Raw genomic sequence first — 18,116 nt, forward strand, 5'->3', positions numbered from 1 at the left:
CCAGCGCGGGCCGCGTCACATCAGTACCAGGCGGCGAATCAACGTCTCCGCCATCGGCCATTCGCCAAAGCCCGAAGCGGGGTTGAGGTGCCCAACTTCGCCAAGGTCGACGAGGCGGCTGCCCCAGTCCTGCGCCATTTCCTGCACTCGCTCGAAGCGCGCGAGCGGATCGTTGCGGCTCGCGCCGACGATGCTCGGAAACGGCAGCGGCTTGCGCGGAATCGGCAGCCAGCCGTTTTCCTTCAGCGTATCGAACTGCGGATAGCCTGCCGGCAGCGGCGTTTCGAGGTCCGCGGGCGCCGCGAGCAGCGCGGCGTGAATCTCGCGCTTGTGCTGCGCCGCCCACTGCACGGTGATCATGACGCCCGCGCTATGCGCGACCAGAATGACCGGGCCGTCGATCCTCGAGAGTGCCTCATCGAGCGCCGCAACCCGTGCCGCGCAACTCAGCTTGTCGTGCTCGAGCGGCGGCACTGATAGCGCTTTCGGCAGCCGTTGCTGCAACAGGGTCTGCCAATGCTCGGCGACATGGTCGCGCAGACCCGGGACCATCAGAATGGTCGGTTTCAATTCGTAATTCATGGGACGCTTCTTACTGGTTCAGTACGGCTTGTCGCCGATGATCCCGGCGCGTTCCATCTTGCGATGGCACGGCGGGTAGTCCATCACCGCGTAGTGCTGCGTGCTGCGGTTGTCCCAGATCGCGATGCTGTTCTTCTTCCAGCGCCAGCGCACCTGGTACTCGGGGATGTACGCCTGGCTGATCAGATAACGCAGCAGCTCCGAGGCGCCCGGGTTGGCGTCCTGGCCATATCGAACGCGCTCAGGCGTGTGGTAGTTCGTGAAGTGGGTGGTGAACACGTTCACATTGAGAACCATTTCGCCGGTCTCGGGATGTGTGCGCACGACCGGGTGCTCCGCGTCCGGATACTTTTCTCTAAGTGCGTGACGCCGCTCGATCGGCATGACCGAACCGAAGGTGGCTTCGATACTATGGCGGGCGAGCAGGCCGGCGATTTCTTCCTTCACGTGCTGCGGAAGCTTCTCGTACGCGAGGACCATGTTGGCCCACATCGTGTCGCCACCCACCGGGGGACATTCCACGCAACGCAGCACGGCGCCGAACGGAGGCGCCTCGCGCCAGGTGGCGTCCGAGTGCCAGGCATTTTCGTAGCGGTCGTTCGGCTGCTCCGGGGTTCGATAGATTCTGACGAGCCCCGGATGATCCGGGTCGCTGCTCGCCACCGGATGATCCTCGAGTTCGCCGAAGCGGCGCGCGAAGGCCACGTGCTCACCGCGGCTGATTTCCTGATCGCGCAGGAACAGAACGCGATGCGTCAGAAGCGCCGCGCGGATCTCGGCGAAGAGACCATCGTCGTGAATGGCGTCGGCCAGGTTCACGCCGGTCAGTTCTGCACCAAGGGCGTAAGTCAGTTGCTCGATACGCATGATGATGTCCTTGTTCAGATCGCGAAAACGGACGAGCCAGTCGTCTTGCGCGACTCCAGGTCGCGATGGGCGTTCGCGGCATCCTCCAGTGCGTAGCGCTGGTTGATCTCGATGCGGATGCGGCCCGATGCCACGTGGCTAAACAGTTCGCCCGCGAGTTCCGCCTTTTCCGCAGGATCGGCGATGTAGTCGGCCAGCGCCGGACGGGTCAGGTAGGGTGAGCCCTTGAGGCCGAGGATCTGCGGATTGAACGGCGGGATCGGGCCCGACGCGGTGCCGACGCAGACGATGAGGCCCCGGCGCTTGACTGAGTCGAGCGAGGCCTCGAAGGTGTCCTTGCCGACGCTATCGATCACTACGTTGACGCCGACGCCATCGGTCAGCTCGCGCACTCGGGCTGCGACATTCTCATGGCTGTAATTGATGATGTGATCGCATCCGTGGGCGCGCGCGACTTCGGCCTTCACTTCACTGGAGACCGTACCGATCACCGTCAGCCCGAGCAGCTTCGCCCACTGTGACACGATTAGCCCGACGCCCCCGGCCGCAGCGTGCAACAGGATGGTGTCGCCTTCCTTGAAGGCGTAAATACGGCGCATCAGATAAGCCGACGTCAGGCCTCGCATCGTCATGGCAGCGGCCGTATCACAGGCAATGCCATCGGGCAGCCTGATGAGGGGTGCGGCATCGATCACACGTTCCGTGCAATAGGCGCCGAGTGTGTTGTACGCGCCCGTGTAGGTCACGCGGTCGCCCACTGCGACACTGGTCACACCGGACCCCAGGGCCTCCACGACGCCCGCACCCTCGGTGCCGATTCCGGACGGCAGCGGTGCCGGATACAGGCCGGTGCGAAAGTAGATGTCGGCAAAGTTGAGGCCGACTGCCTCGTGGCGCAATCTGACCTGACCAGGTCCGGGTTCGCCGACCGAAACGTCCTCATAGCGCAGGACCTCGGGACCACCAGTTTCATAAAAGCGAACAGCTTTAGCCATGCTTTGGCTCCTTCATTCATTGTCTGAGTAGGGGCGCGTCGGCCCTGTGCCGGATCGGCACGTCGTGGCGGGCGCGCTAACGTGTATTACCGTGCCGTCGCGGTGCGATCGGCGGCAAACCTGGCGAACCAGTTCAGGCTTTCAGGATTTGCCATGGTGTCCGGATTGGCCACCTTCGCCAGCGGCTCTCCGAGCAGCAGTTTTTTGATTGGCAGTTCCAGCTTCTTTCCAGACAAGGTGCGTGGAATCGCAGACACCTGGAACACTTCGTTCGGCACGTGCCGCGCAGACAGCGCCACCTTGATCCGCTGGCGAATGTTTTCAATGAGCGCGGGCGTCAGTTCGGCACCCGGACGCAACACCACGAACAGCGGCATGTAGGACTCGCGGCCCAGGTATTCGAGGTCCACGACCATGCTGTCCAGCACCTCGGGCAAGTCCTCGACGGCCCGGTACAACTCGCTCGTCCCCATGCGGATGCCGTGGCGATTGATCGTGGCGTCCGAGCGGCCATAGATGATGGCGCCGCCCCTTGGCGTGATGCTCACCCAGTCTCCATGGCGCCAGACCCCTGGATACATGTCGAAGTAGCTGTCGCGGTAGCGCGCGTTGTCCTTATCGTTCCAGAAGCAAAGCGGCATCGACGGCATCGGTGCAGTGCAGACCAGCTCACCGACCTCGTCTATTTGCGCATTCCCAGCGTCGTCGAAGGCCTCGACCCGTGCGCCCAGACAGCGGCACTGCATCTCGCCAAGGTGGACGGGCAGCGTGGGCACGCCAGCGACAAAGCACCCGGCGAAGTCCGTGCCACCGGAGATTGCATTGATCCAGATCGGGCCGACGCGATCGAGAATCCACCGGTAACCTTCCGGCGACAGCGGAGAACCGGTCGAGCCGATGGCGCGCAGTTGCGACAGCGTGGCTACGTTGCGAGGTTCGATGGCGGACTTTTCGCACGCCTGGAAGTACGCTGCGCCCGCACCGAAGAAGTTCACTTCCGCCTCACCGATGAATCGCCAGAGCGCATTCATGTCGGGATAGCCGGGATTGCCGTCGAACAGGCATACCGTCGCGCCGGCGAGCAGTCCACCGACCTGGAGGTTCCACATGATCCAGCCGGTACTGGCCTGCCAGAAGAAGCGCTCACCGGCATGCAGATCCAGATGGAGCGTGGTGAGCTTGACATGTTCAAGAACGATGCCGCCCTGCGAGTGAACGATGGGCTTCGGCAGGCCTGTCGTACCCGAGGAGTAGACGATCCACAGCGGATGGTCGAACGGCACATGCTCGACCTCGAGCGGCAACGCATTTTTCGAAATTGCTTCGGCCCACGTCACCGCGTTGGAAAACCCGAGGCGATCCTCCTGACAACGCAGCGTCGGAACGACGACGACATGCTCGACGCTCGGCAACTGCCCGAGCAGCGTGCACAGTACCGGTCGACGATCAAATTCCTTACCGCTATACCGATAGCCGTCGACAGCGATCATGACCTTGGGCTCGATCTGGCTGAAGCGATCCAGCACTGCCAGGTCGCCCATATCGGGCGCGCAGGCCGACCAGATAGCACCGATGCTTGCGACGGCGAGAAACGCGACGATTGCGTGCGGGGTATTGGACAGGTAGGCGGCAACCCTATCGCCCCGAACAACACCCATGCCGCGCAGGCAGGCGGCCAGGCTCGCAGCCTGACGTTCCAGTTCGGCCCAGCTCATTTCACCCGCCTCTCCCGCCTCGTTGCGGTAGACGATGGCGGGCCGGTCAACTGCGGAGTGTCGAAACACCTGTTCGACGTAGTTCATCTGTACGCCAGGGAACCATGTAGCGCCCGGCATGGTGGCTTCAGCCAGTGCGACCTGGGGCTTCTGGATCGACGGGATGGCCGCCCATTCCCACAGCGCCAGCCAGAAAGCGTCGATCTCATTGACTGACCACTGCCACAAGGCGTCGTAATTCGCAAATGACAGGCCGCGCTCTGCTTCGAGCCATCGCATGAATTGCGTGACGCGGGCGTGATCGATTGCGTCCGGAGACGGCGACCAGGCGGGGAGCAGCGTCAGTGCACCGTCGTTCAGGGTCGGACTAATGGAAATGCTCATGGCGTGGGTACCGATAAGAGGTTTGCTGTCAGGGCGGATTGCTGCGAAGCTCAGGCCGATACCGTCATCGGCGACCCCGACGAGGTCACGGCATCTAGGCGGATATGCTCCACCTTCGCCATTTCTGATTCGTAGGTGCGCGCGGCGAGCAGGAAACACAGAGCTGCGAGCAAACCGAAAGCGGGCATGACGGCGAGCGCCACCTGCAGGCCAAAGGCATCAGAAAGCAGGCCACCTACGAAGGGACCGACAGCCAGGCCAAAGAGATTCTGGAACAGCGACAGAATGGCGGCCCCGGTGGAACGGACACCCGGATGAATCACGTTGAGCACCACGGTGGCGGTTGGCGCTACCGTGCACATCATCAGGAAACCACCGAGGGCGATCAGCAGGAACTGCTGGTGCTCTGGCATCGCGCCGCCGAAGGCCGCCACGAAGACCAGCAGCGTTGCCGTGCACAGGATTGCCATCATCACAAGTTTGTTGCGCGGCCGGCGTTTAGCAACGGCATCCGCCGCCACGCCCCAGATGACGGAGCCCAAGGCACCGCACAATACGATCACGGCTGCCAGCATGCCTGCGTGATCCGGGGCGGCGCCGTGGTAACGATGGAAATAGCTTGGGAGCCACGACCAGATCATCGACACGACGACGAGCTGAAGGGCGGCGCCAAGGCAGCTCCACCATACGGTGGGTGAACCGGCCAGCGTCGATACGATCTGCCTGGCAAAGCTCTGCACGGAGTGCCGCGCCTTGTCCATGCGGGGAGCGAGTTCGACGGTTTTATAGTCCGGCACAAGCAGGTACAGGAAAGCCAGGACCAGCCCCGGAACGCCGACGATACCGAATGCCGCTTTCCAGCCCCAGTGGGCCGCGACGACACCACCCAGCATCACGCCAAGCACGGAACCGAGCGAGGCCGCCGCGAAAAAGGCGCCAAGCAGCGTGGTGCGTAGTCGCTTCGGAAACAGGCTGGCAATCAGGGCGCCGCCCACCGAGCCATAGCCGGTCTCGCCAAGGCCAACGACGGCTCGCGCGGCGAAGAGCTGTCCGAAGTTGCGCGCGAACATGCAGGAGATTGTCGCGAGGCTCCACACCGTTGCCATCACGAAGATGCTCTTGACCCGGCTGAAGCGGTCGGCCATCAGCGCGACAGGAAGACCGCCTGCCGCCACCACGATGGAGATGATCGACACCAGGCTGCCGAGTTGCATATCCGACAGGCCCCACTCGGCCTTCAGGTGTGGAAACAACGACACGATGACCTGACGATCGATGTAATCGAACAACATGAGCGCGAAGGTCATCGCGAATGCGAACCACGCCTTACGCCGACTGACGAGATAGCCGTCGCGGTCGTCAGAGCGCGGCGCGGCGGAATGCAAGTTCATGATTGATGTCTCCAATGTGGGGCTCTTTCATGGAGAGCCTCTTTTTCTATCTAACGGTCTCACGCAGAGACCGGAAAGTTCGTTGCTTCGCAAGGTCTACGAAGCAACGGCGTACGCAAATTCACGATGTGCGCTCTGCCTCTCACGCAGCGCGCAGCGGAACGCCTCGGGTGCCTGGCTGTCGGTTCGGCGCCATGCCGTTCGCTGCCAACGTCTCGTCAATACTGTCGTACCAGGTACCAATGCGGTAGATCTCGCGGGCTTCCTTGCCGGTGGCGATTTCACGGCCGAGTTCATGGGCGATACGCACGCACTGCTGGATCTGCTGCACGGATGTCATGCGATTGCCATGCTGATCGGTCAGGGTGTCCTCGGTACCGAGGCGAGGATGGAAGCCCATTGCCATGGACATCATGTTGAGCGGCAGCACGTTATGCAAAAGGGACTCTGACGTAACGCAGACGCCGTCGGCTGCGCGCTGCAGGAGATACATGAAGTTGAAGGGATTGGGGCCGTCCGCGCCGCCAGCGATGCCGATCCAGGTCAGGTTGACCGGACCTTTGTAGATGCCACGTCGGATCATGCGTTCGATCGTGTCGTAGGAGTGAACGCCTGCGAGCTGGAAGTGAGGCTGGATACCGGCGGCCTGCAGGCGGCGCAGATGCTCCTCAACCCAGCCCGGACCTGCCGGGACAGTCATCTCGCGATAGGCGTGCTGCAATGCCGGCTCGGCCAGCGAGGTACCTGCCACTGCCTCCGGCGTCATCAACTCCATAATGTTCATCTGCGTGGTGTTGATCGCGATCGTCACCTGGTCCGGTTTCGGGTCCAGTTCGGCCAGCATATGGCGCGTGTCGTCTGACAGCCACTTCGCGGCCTGGCCTTCGTCTTCCGGTGCGAAAGAGATGGAGCCGCCGACCTGGATGATCATGTCGGGCACCGCCTCGCGCACGCCGGCGATCAATTCATTGAACTTGGACAGGCGCTTCGAGCCCTTGCCGTCGAGTTCGCGCACGTGCAGGTGCAGCACCCTTGCCCCGGCTTCGTAACAGTCGACGGCTTTTTGAATCTGCTCGTCCATAGTGACTGCAATATCCTCCGGGAAATCGGAAGGCATCCACTCGGGGGCGTAGGGCGCGACCGTGATCACAACCTTTTGCTGGTTTTGCGGGTGAAGCGAGTCGTCGAGAAATTGCATGGAATGGGCTCCTGGGTGTTGAGCATCGATACCGGCGTGCCGTTCGGTGCATGGCTACACTGTAGGGCCCCCTTGCGATAGACTATTTCGTTATGGCGCCAATAACTTTCGTTTTGGTGCCACTAGGTGGAAGTACTAACCACTCGCTCAAAGTGCCATGAAGTGCACGCTTGACGCGTCGAGGAGATCTGAAAGTGGCAGAGGCGATGGTCCGTGTCAGGGCGTTGAGCGGCTACTTGCAGATCGCCCGGCGGCACGGGCTGGCGCGCCAGGACCTGCTGCGACAGGTTGGGCTCGATGTCGCTGTCCTGCACAATCCCGATCATCGGATTCCCATCTCATCCGTTTGCCAGTTGCTGGAAAGTGCCGCGTCGAATGCGAAGTGCCTGACGTTCGGGCTGGAGATGGCCGATACCCGGCAGCCATTCGATTTCGGCATGCTCGAACTCATGCTCTCGCACAAGCGCACGCTGCGTGAGGTCCTACTGGCGGCGGTTCAGTATCGCCACCTGCTCAACGAGGCGCTGGCTATTCACGTGGAAACGGGCGGAAGTACGGTCGTGATCCGTGAAGAGATCGTCGTCGAACAAGCAATCCCAACACGTCAGGCGATCGAACTCGCCCTTGGCGTGCTGGCCCGTAGTTGTGTGGCCCTGCTGGGAGAGCACTGGCAGCCGCGAGGCGTCCACTTCGCCCATTCCGCGCCTGCCAGCGTGAATTTTCACCGGCGTTTCTTTGGATGCCCCGTCACGTTCAACAGCGACTTCAATGGCATTGTCTGCGCCGCCGAGGATCTCGACCGCCCGAATCCGAATGCCGATCCGGAACTCGTGAGATATGCGGAAAGCCTGGCTAATCCTCTGAATCTGTCGGAGCCGAACTCGATCGTGTTGGACGTGCGCAAGACCATCTATTTGCTGCTGCCCATCGAGCAGGCTGCCGTGGACCAGGTTGCAAGCCACCTTCACCTGAGCGTACGCACGATGCAGCGGCAGCTCGGAATGGCAGGTACCAGCTTCTCAGAGCTCGTCGAGGAAGTTCGCCGGGAACTCGCAGCGCGCTATCTGACCAATCGACGTTACCCGATCGGGCAGGTGGCAATGCTGCTTGGCTATCCTAGACAGTCAACCTTCACACAATGGTTCACGGCCAGGTTTGGCACATCTCCTCGCTCATGGCGGAATAAGCAGTTGGAGAAATGACCGGTAGTCGACGGCGTGCCTCGGGCACCAACCGGTATGCGAAGTCGCCGCGATGGGTGTAATCCGTGACGGACACTGTCATTCGCCTGGACCAGCCCATCATTGCGGCCTACCCGTGGAGCGCCGCTCGAGTGTCGGCCTTGTGCAGATGAACACCGGCAGCCGTTGGCTCAAGCTCGATGCGCTCTACCCGGTGGGAAGCGGCTCCGCATGCCGGTACGCGAGTCAGTGTCGAACCGCCTCAACAGCGTGAGAGTCGGGCTGAACTCAGTCCGCGATCTGCCCGACCCTGTGCTGGCGCAGCGAAACCAGCTCGATGCGCTCGACAATCGCAGGTACCACCCACGACTGTCGATACGCCACGTACTCTCCCTTCACCTTGAAATTGAGCCCAGGAACAATCCAGTAACGTTGCACGAGTCGCCGAAAAGAGCCGTCGAAGTAAAACAGGCTGCCGCGCGCTTCGATACGGAAGGCGTCGAAGTCTACCTCCGAGACGCGTGTCACTTCGCGCGCGGCAACCTCCAGAGCCAGGTCGAACGTGATGTCTCCGGCAGGACGGGGAACTGCCCATGTTGCGTGCCACTTCTTTCCGATCTGAAGCTCCACGGGCACCGTTTGTGCGGGAGCATGCCGTGGGTAGGTTGGGCTCAGGATCTCGTTGCCCATTGAGTCGAAGACAAAGCGCCCGTTATTGCCTTCGACAATATCGGCGCTTTCGTCGACGCGCGTAATTCGAATCCGAAAACGAGACTTTTCCAGTCCCGTCAGCATGTCACTTACACGATAGGTGACTTCATCGCCGACGGAGAAAACCCGCCCCAATGCGTACCGTCCCTTGGAATAGGGATTCGCGGAAACAGGCGTGAGTCGGGGTGCGAGTCCCCCGGGCACGACGACAACCGCGGGCTGATCCGGAGTCTGCAAAGCGCCTGACGCTTGGAGAAGCGCCGACGCGACGGCCTCAGTCGATGCGGGGGATGGGATCGCGAAGCCCAGCGAGGATGATGGCGACGCGGCAACCGGCGGTAAAGTGGGGCCGGCGGTTGACGCGGGCCAAGCGAGGGTCGACGCCACTGTCGTGGTGGCAGATGCGGCAGCGACTGAGGGCTGCAAGGCAACCGCAGGCGGCGCGCTTGCTGCTGCGATCGCGCTCACTTGAGGACTGGATGCCGCCGCGGGCGCAGACGCCGCAACAATTGCGGGTGCCGGCGTTCCTTTCGGCGGAGCACTTGCGGCGCTTGCAGAGCCCGCATCGGCGGCAGCGACCGGTGCCGTCGGCCTGCTGGCGAGCAACCGCGTCAGCCTGAACTGCGCGATCTCCGCGAACCGCCCATCGGGAAACGCACGGAGATACTCAACCCAGTCGTCAGGGTTCTGCGAGGAGCTGATGCGCTCCCATGCAGCCAGATCCTCCTTGACGTAGTTCTCGAGCTCCGCATCGCTCAGTTTCTTGCGTCCTGTGTCAAAGATGAAAACTTCGCTCTCGAGCGAAGTGGACTCCCACGGGATCTGTCTGCCCTGCGATTCGAGCCGAACGTTCAGGCGCACCCGCTTGAGCACGTTCTCCAGATTAGCGTCGCGGCGCGACCACTCGCGCAGCAGATTTTTCGTGTAGAGGCCATTCTTCCCTTCTCCATCGAAAGCGACGCTTCCCGGCGACGTGGAATACGCAAGGAGGCTTCCGACCGGGGCATCGACCTGGCTCAAGCCGCTTTGCGCCGGCCGGTAGCTGCCGCCGAATGGATCGTTGCGGCAGGCGTCGAGAATCACGACGTGGGTTTTATCCTTCGCGTCGGCGAACGTATCGAGCAGCACGCCCAGATCGACGCACCGGGCCTTCAGTTCCTCGCCCGTGCTGACTCTCGCGTTAACCGGCAGCAGGTAGTTTCGCCAATCGAGCTGCACGCCGTGGCCCGCATAAAAGAAAACAGCGAGCTTGGTGCTGTCACTTTTCATCGTCTTGCCGAAACGCTCAATGGCTTCGATAAACGCGGATTGGTTGACGTCCAGTTGCATGTCCACGCGAAAGCCAGCCGAAGCGAGCAATTCGCTCACCGCGCGAGCGTCGTTGACCGGGTTGTGCAATTGCATGCCAGGGTAGGTGCTGTTGCCGACGACGAGGCTTACCTTGGACGCGTCCTCGGTTGCCCGGGTCAATGCCGGCACCGCTGCGAGCGCCGACGTGAGCGCGGGCAGCGTCTTCACAAACCCACGGCGCGTAATCATGGTCGGATGCCCTCTGAAATCCAAGAGTCCTCAATCATCTTACTTTGCCAGTTTGCGACTGGCGAGCCAGTCGCGGCGAGGAAGCGCCCTGCCGTTGGCGATTACCAACGTGATGAGGTTACTTTTCGCGAACCTCTTGTCATCCGGCACACATTCCTCAAGATAGCGCTTCGCGTAGTTCAAGCTGGAACGCCTCGATTTATCCGCTTCGGCATCTCGGGGCCTACGGGCGAGCAAGGGCGGCATCAGGCTTCGGCGGTCGTCGGATCGATGATCGTCATGGCCTGGGCGACAGTGTCCGCAGGCAATCCGCCTCGTCGCGGGTGTTCCCTGACGAGTTCCTCGCTCGCCGCGTTGTAGACGCAGTAGATCTTGTCGTTTGTCACGTACTTTCGCACCCACTGAACGTCGGGGCCGAGCTCCTGCAGGATGCTGCATGATTATTGAGCGATGGCCCGTAACTCAGCGGCCTTGGAAGCCCCGATTCCGGGGATGGCTCGTTCGATATCGAATTTGGGCATAACGGACTCCGTCGAAGTGAAGGGAAGCTTCAAACTACGCGGCATGCGTGTGAGCGAGCGTGTGACGATGCCAGTCGCGGCAAACTGCGATCGCAACTTACATTGCCCCCTGCTGCCCATAGTGCCCCATCGGCCCAATCGCTCAAGACGAGCGTTGACGAACGCGTCGATGCTGTCGCTATCTCGCACCGTAAAAATGACGGTACTGCCACGCGGCCTTCGTGATCAATTCATCGTCCGGCCATGGGCCAGCTCCAAATCGGTCTACCGAAAGAGGCGCCAGATCGATCGGAGGTACGCCATCGACGATCCACGCGGCAAGCACGTCCCCCAGCGCCGGGGCGATGGAGAGTCCCGCGACGTTGCAGCCGCTCGCGAAGTAAAACCCCCGAATGGTGCGGGCGGGTCCTATGATGTGCTGGCCATCTGCTGTCATCGTTGGCAGGCCGCCGCGATGCTCGCGAACCGCGGCCTTCAGGAGCACAGGGAGTTGCGCCTCGACGTCCCGAGCGTAGCGCCAAAGGACCTCGGCATCGAGCGGCAGATCCTTGATGTCGAAGTTCGCGTCGAAGTCGTTCATGTCGAAGAATCTCGGGCTTTCCTCGTAGACACCCCAAAGAAACCCTCCTTCACACGGCCTCATATAGACCGCGGCATCCATGATCCTGACCATCGGTAATTCGGCTCGCGCATCGGGCACCGGCTCGGTGACGAACAATTGCTGAGCCGTGGTAACGAGTGGAACCTGAATTCCACTGGCTTCGGCCACTTGTCGGGTCCAGGCGCCGGCGGCATCGACGACGATCGGAGCGTCTATGCGGCCTCGCGTAGTCTCGACCCCCATCACCTCGCCGTCCGCAATCAGGATGCGCGTAACCGCGGTATTCGGCAGTAACACTGCGCCGTTACCCTGCGCGGCGCGAGCGAAGCCGACGGCCAGTTGGGCGGGATTGAAATACATGTCGTCGCCGATGCGCATGACCGTCGCAAGTCCCGTCGTTTGAAGAAACGGGTTGAGCCGATGGGCCGCGTCGGGGGAGATTTCCTCCACGTCAAGGCCATGGCTCCGGCCGCGCAGGAGGTCGTCCTGAATGACCTCGGCGTCCACCACGCGACGCGCCACCTTGAGGCTACCCGACTGCACCCAATCCAGGGGCTGTCCGATGTCCGCAGAGAACTGCTTGATCCTGGTTGCCGCCATCTTGATCAGGCTGATCATCAAGTCGCTCTTGCGCAGGCAACTGACCATGCCCGCTGCTCGCGGGGATGTCTGCGAGCCGATTTCGAGCCGCTCGAGTATCGCGACCCGGCGGGTGCTCCGCGTGGCAAGGTAGTAGGCTGTTGCAGCTCCAAGCCCGCCGGAGCCAATGACGATCACATCAGCGGATTCGATCATGGCGGCTCTCCTCTTCATCACGCGATCGAGCTGTCAGGTAAGGCGCGTTTGATCCGTGATATTCACTGGAAGCTCTCGCATCCTCCAGTGTCACAGGTTCGGCGGCTTGCATGGGCGGCTCCGCGGTGCGTACGAGCCACCCAGCACGCCAGCGGTCAAAAAGCCCGTAGTGTCACCGCCTTGCCCTGCTACTTTGCTGGCTTGAAGCATGCCCCTTGCGGCCGCCGGTGCGCGCACCATGTCTCATTTGCCCTTGTAGGCTTTCGCCATGGCACTGATCTCGTCCTGACTGAAGTTGTTGATCTCGCCGATCAGGTCGTTGGTGATGAGCTCGTTCGCCGGGATTTTTACCTTAGTCACGCCCCACCTCTGCATGAAGTCCGTATAAGCGGAAAAGCTTTTCTCGGAGCTCTCCCCCCACCTGGACACACCGGACTTTTCGAGCCTCAAATTCGTCATGCGTGCCTGAAGCGTCCTCATTCCTTCGCGAAGAGCCGTTGCCTCGTCAACGCCGGTAGGTTTGGTCTCTGGATAAACTTCCCAGAGAATACGTATTGCCGCTTCCGGATTGGCAAAGGTGAAGACGGTACCCTTTGCGTAGCCTTGAGCGAGCGCAATTGCCTGATTGTGGCTGACTCGCAAGGTATCTTCGAGAGCAAGGAATCCATTTGACGGAAAGTGCTCGATCTCGCTGGTCGAGAGACGCCGGAGCTTGACCCCGGCATTTTCGACCAGCGCATACTGCGTGTCGAACTGGCTCAGGGCGTCGATCTGGCCTGAGCGCAGCAATGCTGCCGTCTGCGCCCCTTCGCCGGCCACGACGATGTGGATGTCGCGATCGGGATCAAGCCCCGCACTGGCAGCGAGAGCCCGCGCGATGAGCGCTCCAGTCGAACTCATCGCGGTGACGCCGATAGTCTTCTGCTTCAAGTCAGCGAGTTTAGTGATGGCGCTGCTCTGAGGAACCGCAATACCGAAAATGTTTCCCTGGTAAGCGGTGTAGAAAATCCTCGCCTTCACCCCTTGCGAACGGATAATCGCGAGCGGTTCGACGGAAGCAAGTGCGTAAGGAATTGTCTTCGTCGCGACGAGCTTGACGCAGTCCGTACCCGCCAGCGGCACCAGCTCGACCGCAATTCCATCCCGCGCGTACCAGCCCATCTTCATGGCAACGGCGAACGGGGCCGCGGCGGTGGTGATGGTACGCGCGCACCAGCCAACCCGCACCGTGGTCTGAGCCGCCGCATCAAATTCTGCAGCACCGAATAATAAATATGCGATTGCTACAAACAGGTAGACGCGTTTCATCGGATTTCTTCCCCGTCCAGCAGATCCGGAACCCGGTCCTGCGACCTGTCCCAGAAAAGTAGCCGTCTGCGGATGACAACGATGGCCGTGTGCAGAAGCAGCCCCAGCAGGGAAAGAATGAAAAGAACTGAGAACTGACCTGCGGCGTCCATCGTGAACGTCATGCTCATCAGTAGCACGCCGAGTCCTTTTTGCGCACCGACAAACTCCGCCACAATTGCGCCAATAAGCGACAGCATCATCGCAATTTCGAAGCCCGCAAAAATGTAGGGCATTGCTCCCGGTATGCGCAGCATCCTGAAGATCTGGATCTCAGAGGCGTCAAGCGAGCGCATGAGTGCGACACGATCTTCGTCGGCAGACCGGAGGCCGGCGATCGTGTTGACCATGAGTGGAAAGAAGGCTGTCAGGGCAGCCTGGGCGACCTTCGATTCGAGTCCGAGACCAAGCCAGATAATGATGAGTGGGGCCAACGCCACCTTTGGCATCGCCTGAAACATCAGGATGAAAGGATAAAGAAAGTACTCGCAACGCCGGCTCAATGCGATGAGCGTGCCGAGAACGAGAGCCACGATGGAACCGGCAGTGAAGCCGAGCAGCGTCTCGACGAGAGTGATCCAAAGGTGGCGAATGTAGAGCATCGATGCAACGCCGTGATATAGCGCGACGACGATTTTCGACGGCGCCGGGACGATATAGGCGGAGACTTCGAAGAGGCGAACCGCGCCTTCCCACGTCGCGAGCACGAGAAGCACGAGGAGCAGGCGCAACAGGGAGTTCGGCGGGCGGCTCATACTGAGAGGTCGCCCATGGTTTTGAAATGATCCCGGATTCGTTTCACATGCCGGCCAAAGTCAGGCGTTGTCATGACATCAAGATTGCGTGGCCGCGCGAGGTCGATGACGACGTCGTCGACGATATGTCCGGGGCGCGGCGTCATCACCAGCACGCGGTCCGCGAGAAAGACCGCCTCCGGGATCGAGTGCGTGATGAAGAGTATGGTCTCCTTCCGCTCGAGCCATATCTGCTGCAACTGCATGTTCATCTGCTCCCGGGTCATCGCATCGAGTGCACCAAATGGCTCGTCCATGAACAGGATGGTGGGATCATGAACAAGCGCTCGCACGATGGCCACGCGCTGCTGCATGCCACCAGACAACTCCCGCGGATAGCGCTTTTCAAAGCCGTGGAGACCCACGAGGGAAAGCAGATTCATCGCGCGCGCCATCAGCTTGTCGCGGCCGAGTCGCTGCACGTCGACGGGAAGCAGGACGTTATCTAACACCGTTCGCCAGGGAAACAGCACGGGTGACTGAAAGACGACGCCAATGTCCCGGCGCGGTCCGGCGATCGCAATACCGCTCAGTCGTGCCTCGCCCTGCGAGGCCGGGACGAGCCCGATCAGAATCTTGAGGAGTGTGGACTTCCCGCAGCCCGATGGTCCTACGATCGCAACGAACTGTTCCTTTTCGATCGCAAAGTGGATGTCCTGTAACGCAATCACCGAGGCGTCTCTCGTCCTGTAGACCTTCCGGAGACCGTTCACCGCGATAAGTTCCATGACGGTACAAGATGCGATCAGGCGAGGCTATTGCACGTCGCCCGTTAGGCGTGGACCAACTTAACAAATTCTAGGCAATAAAAACTGCGCCGGTAGCGACGTCGGCTAAGGCCGATGACTGGGCAATACTGGGTGCCTCGCTGACCGGCCGTTACACCTTACCGCGCGCGATCTGCCTGGCTCACTTGTTAGATGGAGAGGTGGTACCGCTGGTTAGCATCGCACCTCCTTGCCCATTCCTCCATGCGGCGCAACGGGTGCTCGATGCCGCGGGTCGCCCTTGGCGTGTGGCGCTCACGACGCCGAGCCTGGACGGACTGCGCGCCGCGGCTGAAGCTGGTCTCGGCATCGCATGCCGCACAGAGGCAGGACTCAGGCTTCCAGCACTGTGCGATACGGCTCCGCCCCGGTTACCTGAAATCGCTTACTTCACCATCGAACGGCGACACAACGGCGCCGAGTCGGGATTCGCGGCGCGAAGCCTGACTTCGCATCTTGCGTTGCTGGCTACGGCATCTGCAACCTGTGCGTGATACGGGCTCGGCGGACTATCGCACCCTGGGGGCGCTCGTTACTTCTTGCGTGGCAAGAGCACAATGCCAGAGGCATTGCCGCTCGAGCGTTCACGGTCGTTTATCTTTTAACGATAACCCGGGGGTTTCGCTGACCAGATTGACGAGCAGATCGGCAAGCAGCCGAACCCGGGGCGAGCGTTTGACGTCCGGATGTATCACGAGCCACAACTGCCGAACAGTCGGGCAAGGGTGATCTGATAGCAAGCACAGCTCGGGGTCATGCGCGGCAAGAAAACGGGGAAGTGCAGCGATCCCTAACCCTGCACGCGCGGCATGGAGCAATGCGGCCAGGTCATTGCTTCGAAAAACAAAGCGACGGTCTCCGGCAATCTGATTGAGCCAACGCTGCTGGGGCACCTGACTGAGATTCTCGTCATAGCCCAGAAATTCCCATTCTGTCTGCGGTCGATCCGCATACCCGTTGGCAGCAAAGAGGCCATAACTTACCTCGCCTATGCATCGCGCGGCCAGGCCGGGAGCGGTTGGCCTTGACATGCGAATTGCCAGATCGGCCTCGCCACGAGCCAGATTTGCGTAACGCGATTCCCCTATCACTTCAAGATCGATGTTGATCCACTGGGAGCGTATCCCAGCGAGGCGAGGCACCAGAAGATGGCTGGCCAATACGGGCGGAGCGGAGATGCGAACGGTACCCTTCAGGGACGATACGCCCACGGCCGCTCGGGAAAAGGCCTGCGCTTCGTCATCGAGGCGCCTAGCCTGCCTCGCCAATGTTTCACCCTCCGGTGTGAGCGACCAGCCCTTCGGCAAGCGATCGAACAGCCTGACCTCCAGTGACTGCTCCAGCGCTTCGACCCGGCGGGCGACAGTCGAATGCTCGACAGACAGCTTGCGTGCCGCCCCCGAGAGGCTCCCGATCCGCGCCAGTTCGAGGAAATACCGGATGTCGTCCCATTGCAGACGCGGGCTTTCCAACGGCGCCTTCCCTGTGTTTTTTTGCACACTCATTGACGGTTTATCTGGAATTGTTCAGTGAATTTGCCCAGTGCACCATGAGCTTGCCAGATCAACCTCCAGGAGAACAGCATGATTTCCATATCCGCGTCCGACACCTCCTCGCTTCGTGCGGTCCAGATCGCAATCGAGCAATACGGCGACGCTTCGACGCTGAGACTGCGTGAGGCTACGCTGCCGGTTCCAGCTGCCGGAGAGGTTCAAATTCGCCACACTGCGATCGGCGTCAATTTCGTCGACATCTATCACCGCACCGGCCTCTATCGCCTACCGGAGCTGCCCGCAGTCCTGGGCGTCGAGGCCGCCGGCGTCATTGAGGCGATTGGCGCTGGCGTCGAATCGCTGCACCCGGGCCAGCGTGTTGCCTACGCTGGCCCGCCTGCCGGTAGCTACGCCAGCGTCCGGAACATTTCCGCCGACCGCGTTCTGCCGCTGCCCGACGACATCGGCGACGACACAGCGGCCAGTCTGCTGCTGCGCGGCATCACGGCCCACATGCTGTGTTCTTATGTCTATCCCGTCAAACCTGGCGACACAGTATTGGTCCATGCCGCTGCTGGCGGCCTTGGCCTGGTCGTCGTGCAATGGGCTAAAGCACTAGGCGCCCGGGTGATCGGCACGGTTGGTTCGGTCGCGAAGGCGGAACTGGCGAAAGAGCATGGCCTCGACGACGCAATTCTTTATCGCGAACGGGACCTCGTCACCGGGATACAGGCCCTGACTCACGGTCGTGGAGTCGACTACGCCATTGACGGTATCGGGGGCAAGACACTCATTGAGACTCTCGGTACCGTACGTCCCTTTGGAATGGTCGCCAGCATTGGTCAGGTCAGTGGAGATCCCGGGCCGATCGACCTGTCTCTGCTTGGTCCGGCTCGCTCGATTGCGCTTTCTCGTCCAAGCGTATTCCGCTTCGTGGCCGATCCGGCACGCTACCGGGAAGGGGGATTGGCCACGTTCCAGCGCTTGCGAAGCGGCATGAGGGCGAAGATTGGAGCAGTGCTTCCTCTGGCCCAGGCCGCAGAAGCACAGCGTCGACTGGAAACCGGCGAAACAAGCGGCTCGATACTATTGCGGCCCTGAGCGGGTCGATGCCGACAGCAGCGACCGTCAACACAAGCCCATCCAGCTTGCGACCCATTCAGCCGAGGCAACGAGCGGCAACCCGCCGTTAAACGCTAGCCAGGGTTCGCAAAGAATGCATGTGAGTCTATCCA

Annotated in this window: 16 protein-coding genes; 2 read left to right on the forward strand and 14 right to left on the reverse strand. The window is 61.2% G+C overall.

Translation table 11 applies throughout. From position 1 onward, the window contains the following. Positions 1-15 precede the first annotated feature (15 nt). The 6 genes from L0U84_RS40910 to L0U84_RS40935 all read right to left on the reverse strand — a co-directional run bounded on the left by L0U84_RS40910 (position 16) and on the right by L0U84_RS40935 (position 7,132). The gene (locus L0U84_RS40910) at positions 16-582 is read right to left on the reverse strand and encodes an RBBP9/YdeN family alpha/beta hydrolase (protein ID WP_233855857.1); all 567 of its coding nucleotides are present in this window, start codon (positions 580-582) and stop codon (positions 16-18) included. Between the two features lie 18 nt (positions 583-600). Then, complete coding sequence (locus L0U84_RS40915) at positions 601-1,449, reverse strand: TauD/TfdA dioxygenase family protein (RefSeq protein ID WP_233859451.1); 849 nt, start codon at positions 1,447-1,449, stop codon at positions 601-603. Positions 1,450-1,463: 14 nt separating this feature from the next. Then, positions 1,464-2,444, reverse strand: a complete 981-nt coding sequence (locus tag L0U84_RS40920; RefSeq protein ID WP_233859453.1) for a quinone oxidoreductase family protein — start codon at positions 2,442-2,444, stop codon at positions 1,464-1,466. An 86-nt stretch (positions 2,445-2,530) separates the two neighbouring features. Next, positions 2,531-4,543: an acetoacetate--CoA ligase gene (locus tag L0U84_RS40925; RefSeq protein ID WP_233859454.1), complete on the reverse strand. Its 2,013-nt coding sequence runs from the start codon at positions 4,541-4,543 to the stop codon at positions 2,531-2,533. Positions 4,544-4,593: 50 nt separating this feature from the next. Then, a complete protein-coding gene (locus L0U84_RS40930; RefSeq protein WP_233859456.1) occupies positions 4,594-5,934 on the reverse strand; it encodes a spinster family MFS transporter in 1,341 nt (446 codons plus the stop codon). A 142-nt stretch (positions 5,935-6,076) separates the two neighbouring features. Beyond that, positions 6,077-7,132: a 3-keto-5-aminohexanoate cleavage protein gene (locus L0U84_RS40935; RefSeq protein WP_233859459.1), complete on the reverse strand. Its 1,056-nt coding sequence runs from the start codon at positions 7,130-7,132 to the stop codon at positions 6,077-6,079. A gap of 206 nt (positions 7,133-7,338) precedes the next feature. Here L0U84_RS40935 and L0U84_RS40940 point away from each other — a divergent pair, with 206 nt between their 5' ends. After that, on the forward strand, positions 7,339-8,334 hold the full coding sequence (locus tag L0U84_RS40940; RefSeq protein WP_233859898.1) for an AraC family transcriptional regulator: 996 nt from the start codon (positions 7,339-7,341) through the stop codon (positions 8,332-8,334). 267 nt (positions 8,335-8,601) lie between these two features. On the opposite strand, the gene L0U84_RS40945 is transcribed toward L0U84_RS40940, so the two are convergent. From L0U84_RS40945 to L0U84_RS40985, 8 genes are all read right to left on the reverse strand, one after another. Then, the gene (locus tag L0U84_RS40945; RefSeq protein ID WP_233859460.1) at positions 8,602-10,563 is read right to left on the reverse strand and encodes a caspase family protein; all 1,962 of its coding nucleotides are present in this window, start codon (positions 10,561-10,563) and stop codon (positions 8,602-8,604) included. Positions 10,564-10,602: 39 nt separating this feature from the next. Further along, positions 10,603-10,746, reverse strand: a complete 144-nt coding sequence (locus tag L0U84_RS40950) for a hypothetical protein (RefSeq protein WP_233859461.1) — start codon at positions 10,744-10,746, stop codon at positions 10,603-10,605. A gap of 62 nt (positions 10,747-10,808) precedes the next feature. After that, complete coding sequence (locus L0U84_RS40955) at positions 10,809-10,994, reverse strand: nickel-binding protein (RefSeq protein ID WP_326491253.1); 186 nt, start codon at positions 10,992-10,994, stop codon at positions 10,809-10,811. Positions 10,995-11,262: 268 nt separating this feature from the next. Continuing rightward, positions 11,263-12,480: an NAD(P)/FAD-dependent oxidoreductase gene (locus L0U84_RS40960; RefSeq protein ID WP_233859463.1), complete on the reverse strand. Its 1,218-nt coding sequence runs from the start codon at positions 12,478-12,480 to the stop codon at positions 11,263-11,265. A 243-nt stretch (positions 12,481-12,723) separates the two neighbouring features. Further along, on the reverse strand, positions 12,724-13,788 hold the full coding sequence (locus L0U84_RS40965; RefSeq protein WP_233859464.1) for an ABC transporter substrate-binding protein: 1,065 nt from the start codon (positions 13,786-13,788) through the stop codon (positions 12,724-12,726). After that, positions 13,785-14,582, reverse strand: a complete 798-nt coding sequence (locus L0U84_RS40970) for an ABC transporter permease (RefSeq protein WP_233859465.1) — start codon at positions 14,580-14,582, stop codon at positions 13,785-13,787. The genes L0U84_RS40965 and L0U84_RS40970 overlap by 4 nt, the downstream gene beginning before the upstream one ends. After that, the gene (locus L0U84_RS40975; RefSeq protein WP_233859466.1) at positions 14,579-15,349 is read right to left on the reverse strand and encodes an ABC transporter ATP-binding protein; all 771 of its coding nucleotides are present in this window, start codon (positions 15,347-15,349) and stop codon (positions 14,579-14,581) included. The genes L0U84_RS40970 and L0U84_RS40975 overlap by 4 nt, the downstream gene beginning before the upstream one ends. A gap of 623 nt (positions 15,350-15,972) precedes the next feature. Next, a complete protein-coding gene (locus tag L0U84_RS40985; RefSeq protein WP_233859468.1) occupies positions 15,973-16,893 on the reverse strand; it encodes a LysR family transcriptional regulator in 921 nt (306 codons plus the stop codon). A gap of 78 nt (positions 16,894-16,971) precedes the next feature. Here L0U84_RS40985 and L0U84_RS40990 point away from each other — a divergent pair, with 78 nt between their 5' ends. Beyond that, entirely contained in the window at positions 16,972-17,982 is a 1,011-nt protein-coding gene (locus L0U84_RS40990; protein ID WP_233859471.1) for a quinone oxidoreductase family protein, read from the forward strand. Positions 17,983-18,116: the final 134 nt, after the last annotated feature.

Source organism: Paraburkholderia sp. HD33-4 (assembly GCF_021390635.1).
Taxonomy (GTDB): Bacteria; Pseudomonadota; Gammaproteobacteria; order Burkholderiales; family Burkholderiaceae; genus Paraburkholderia.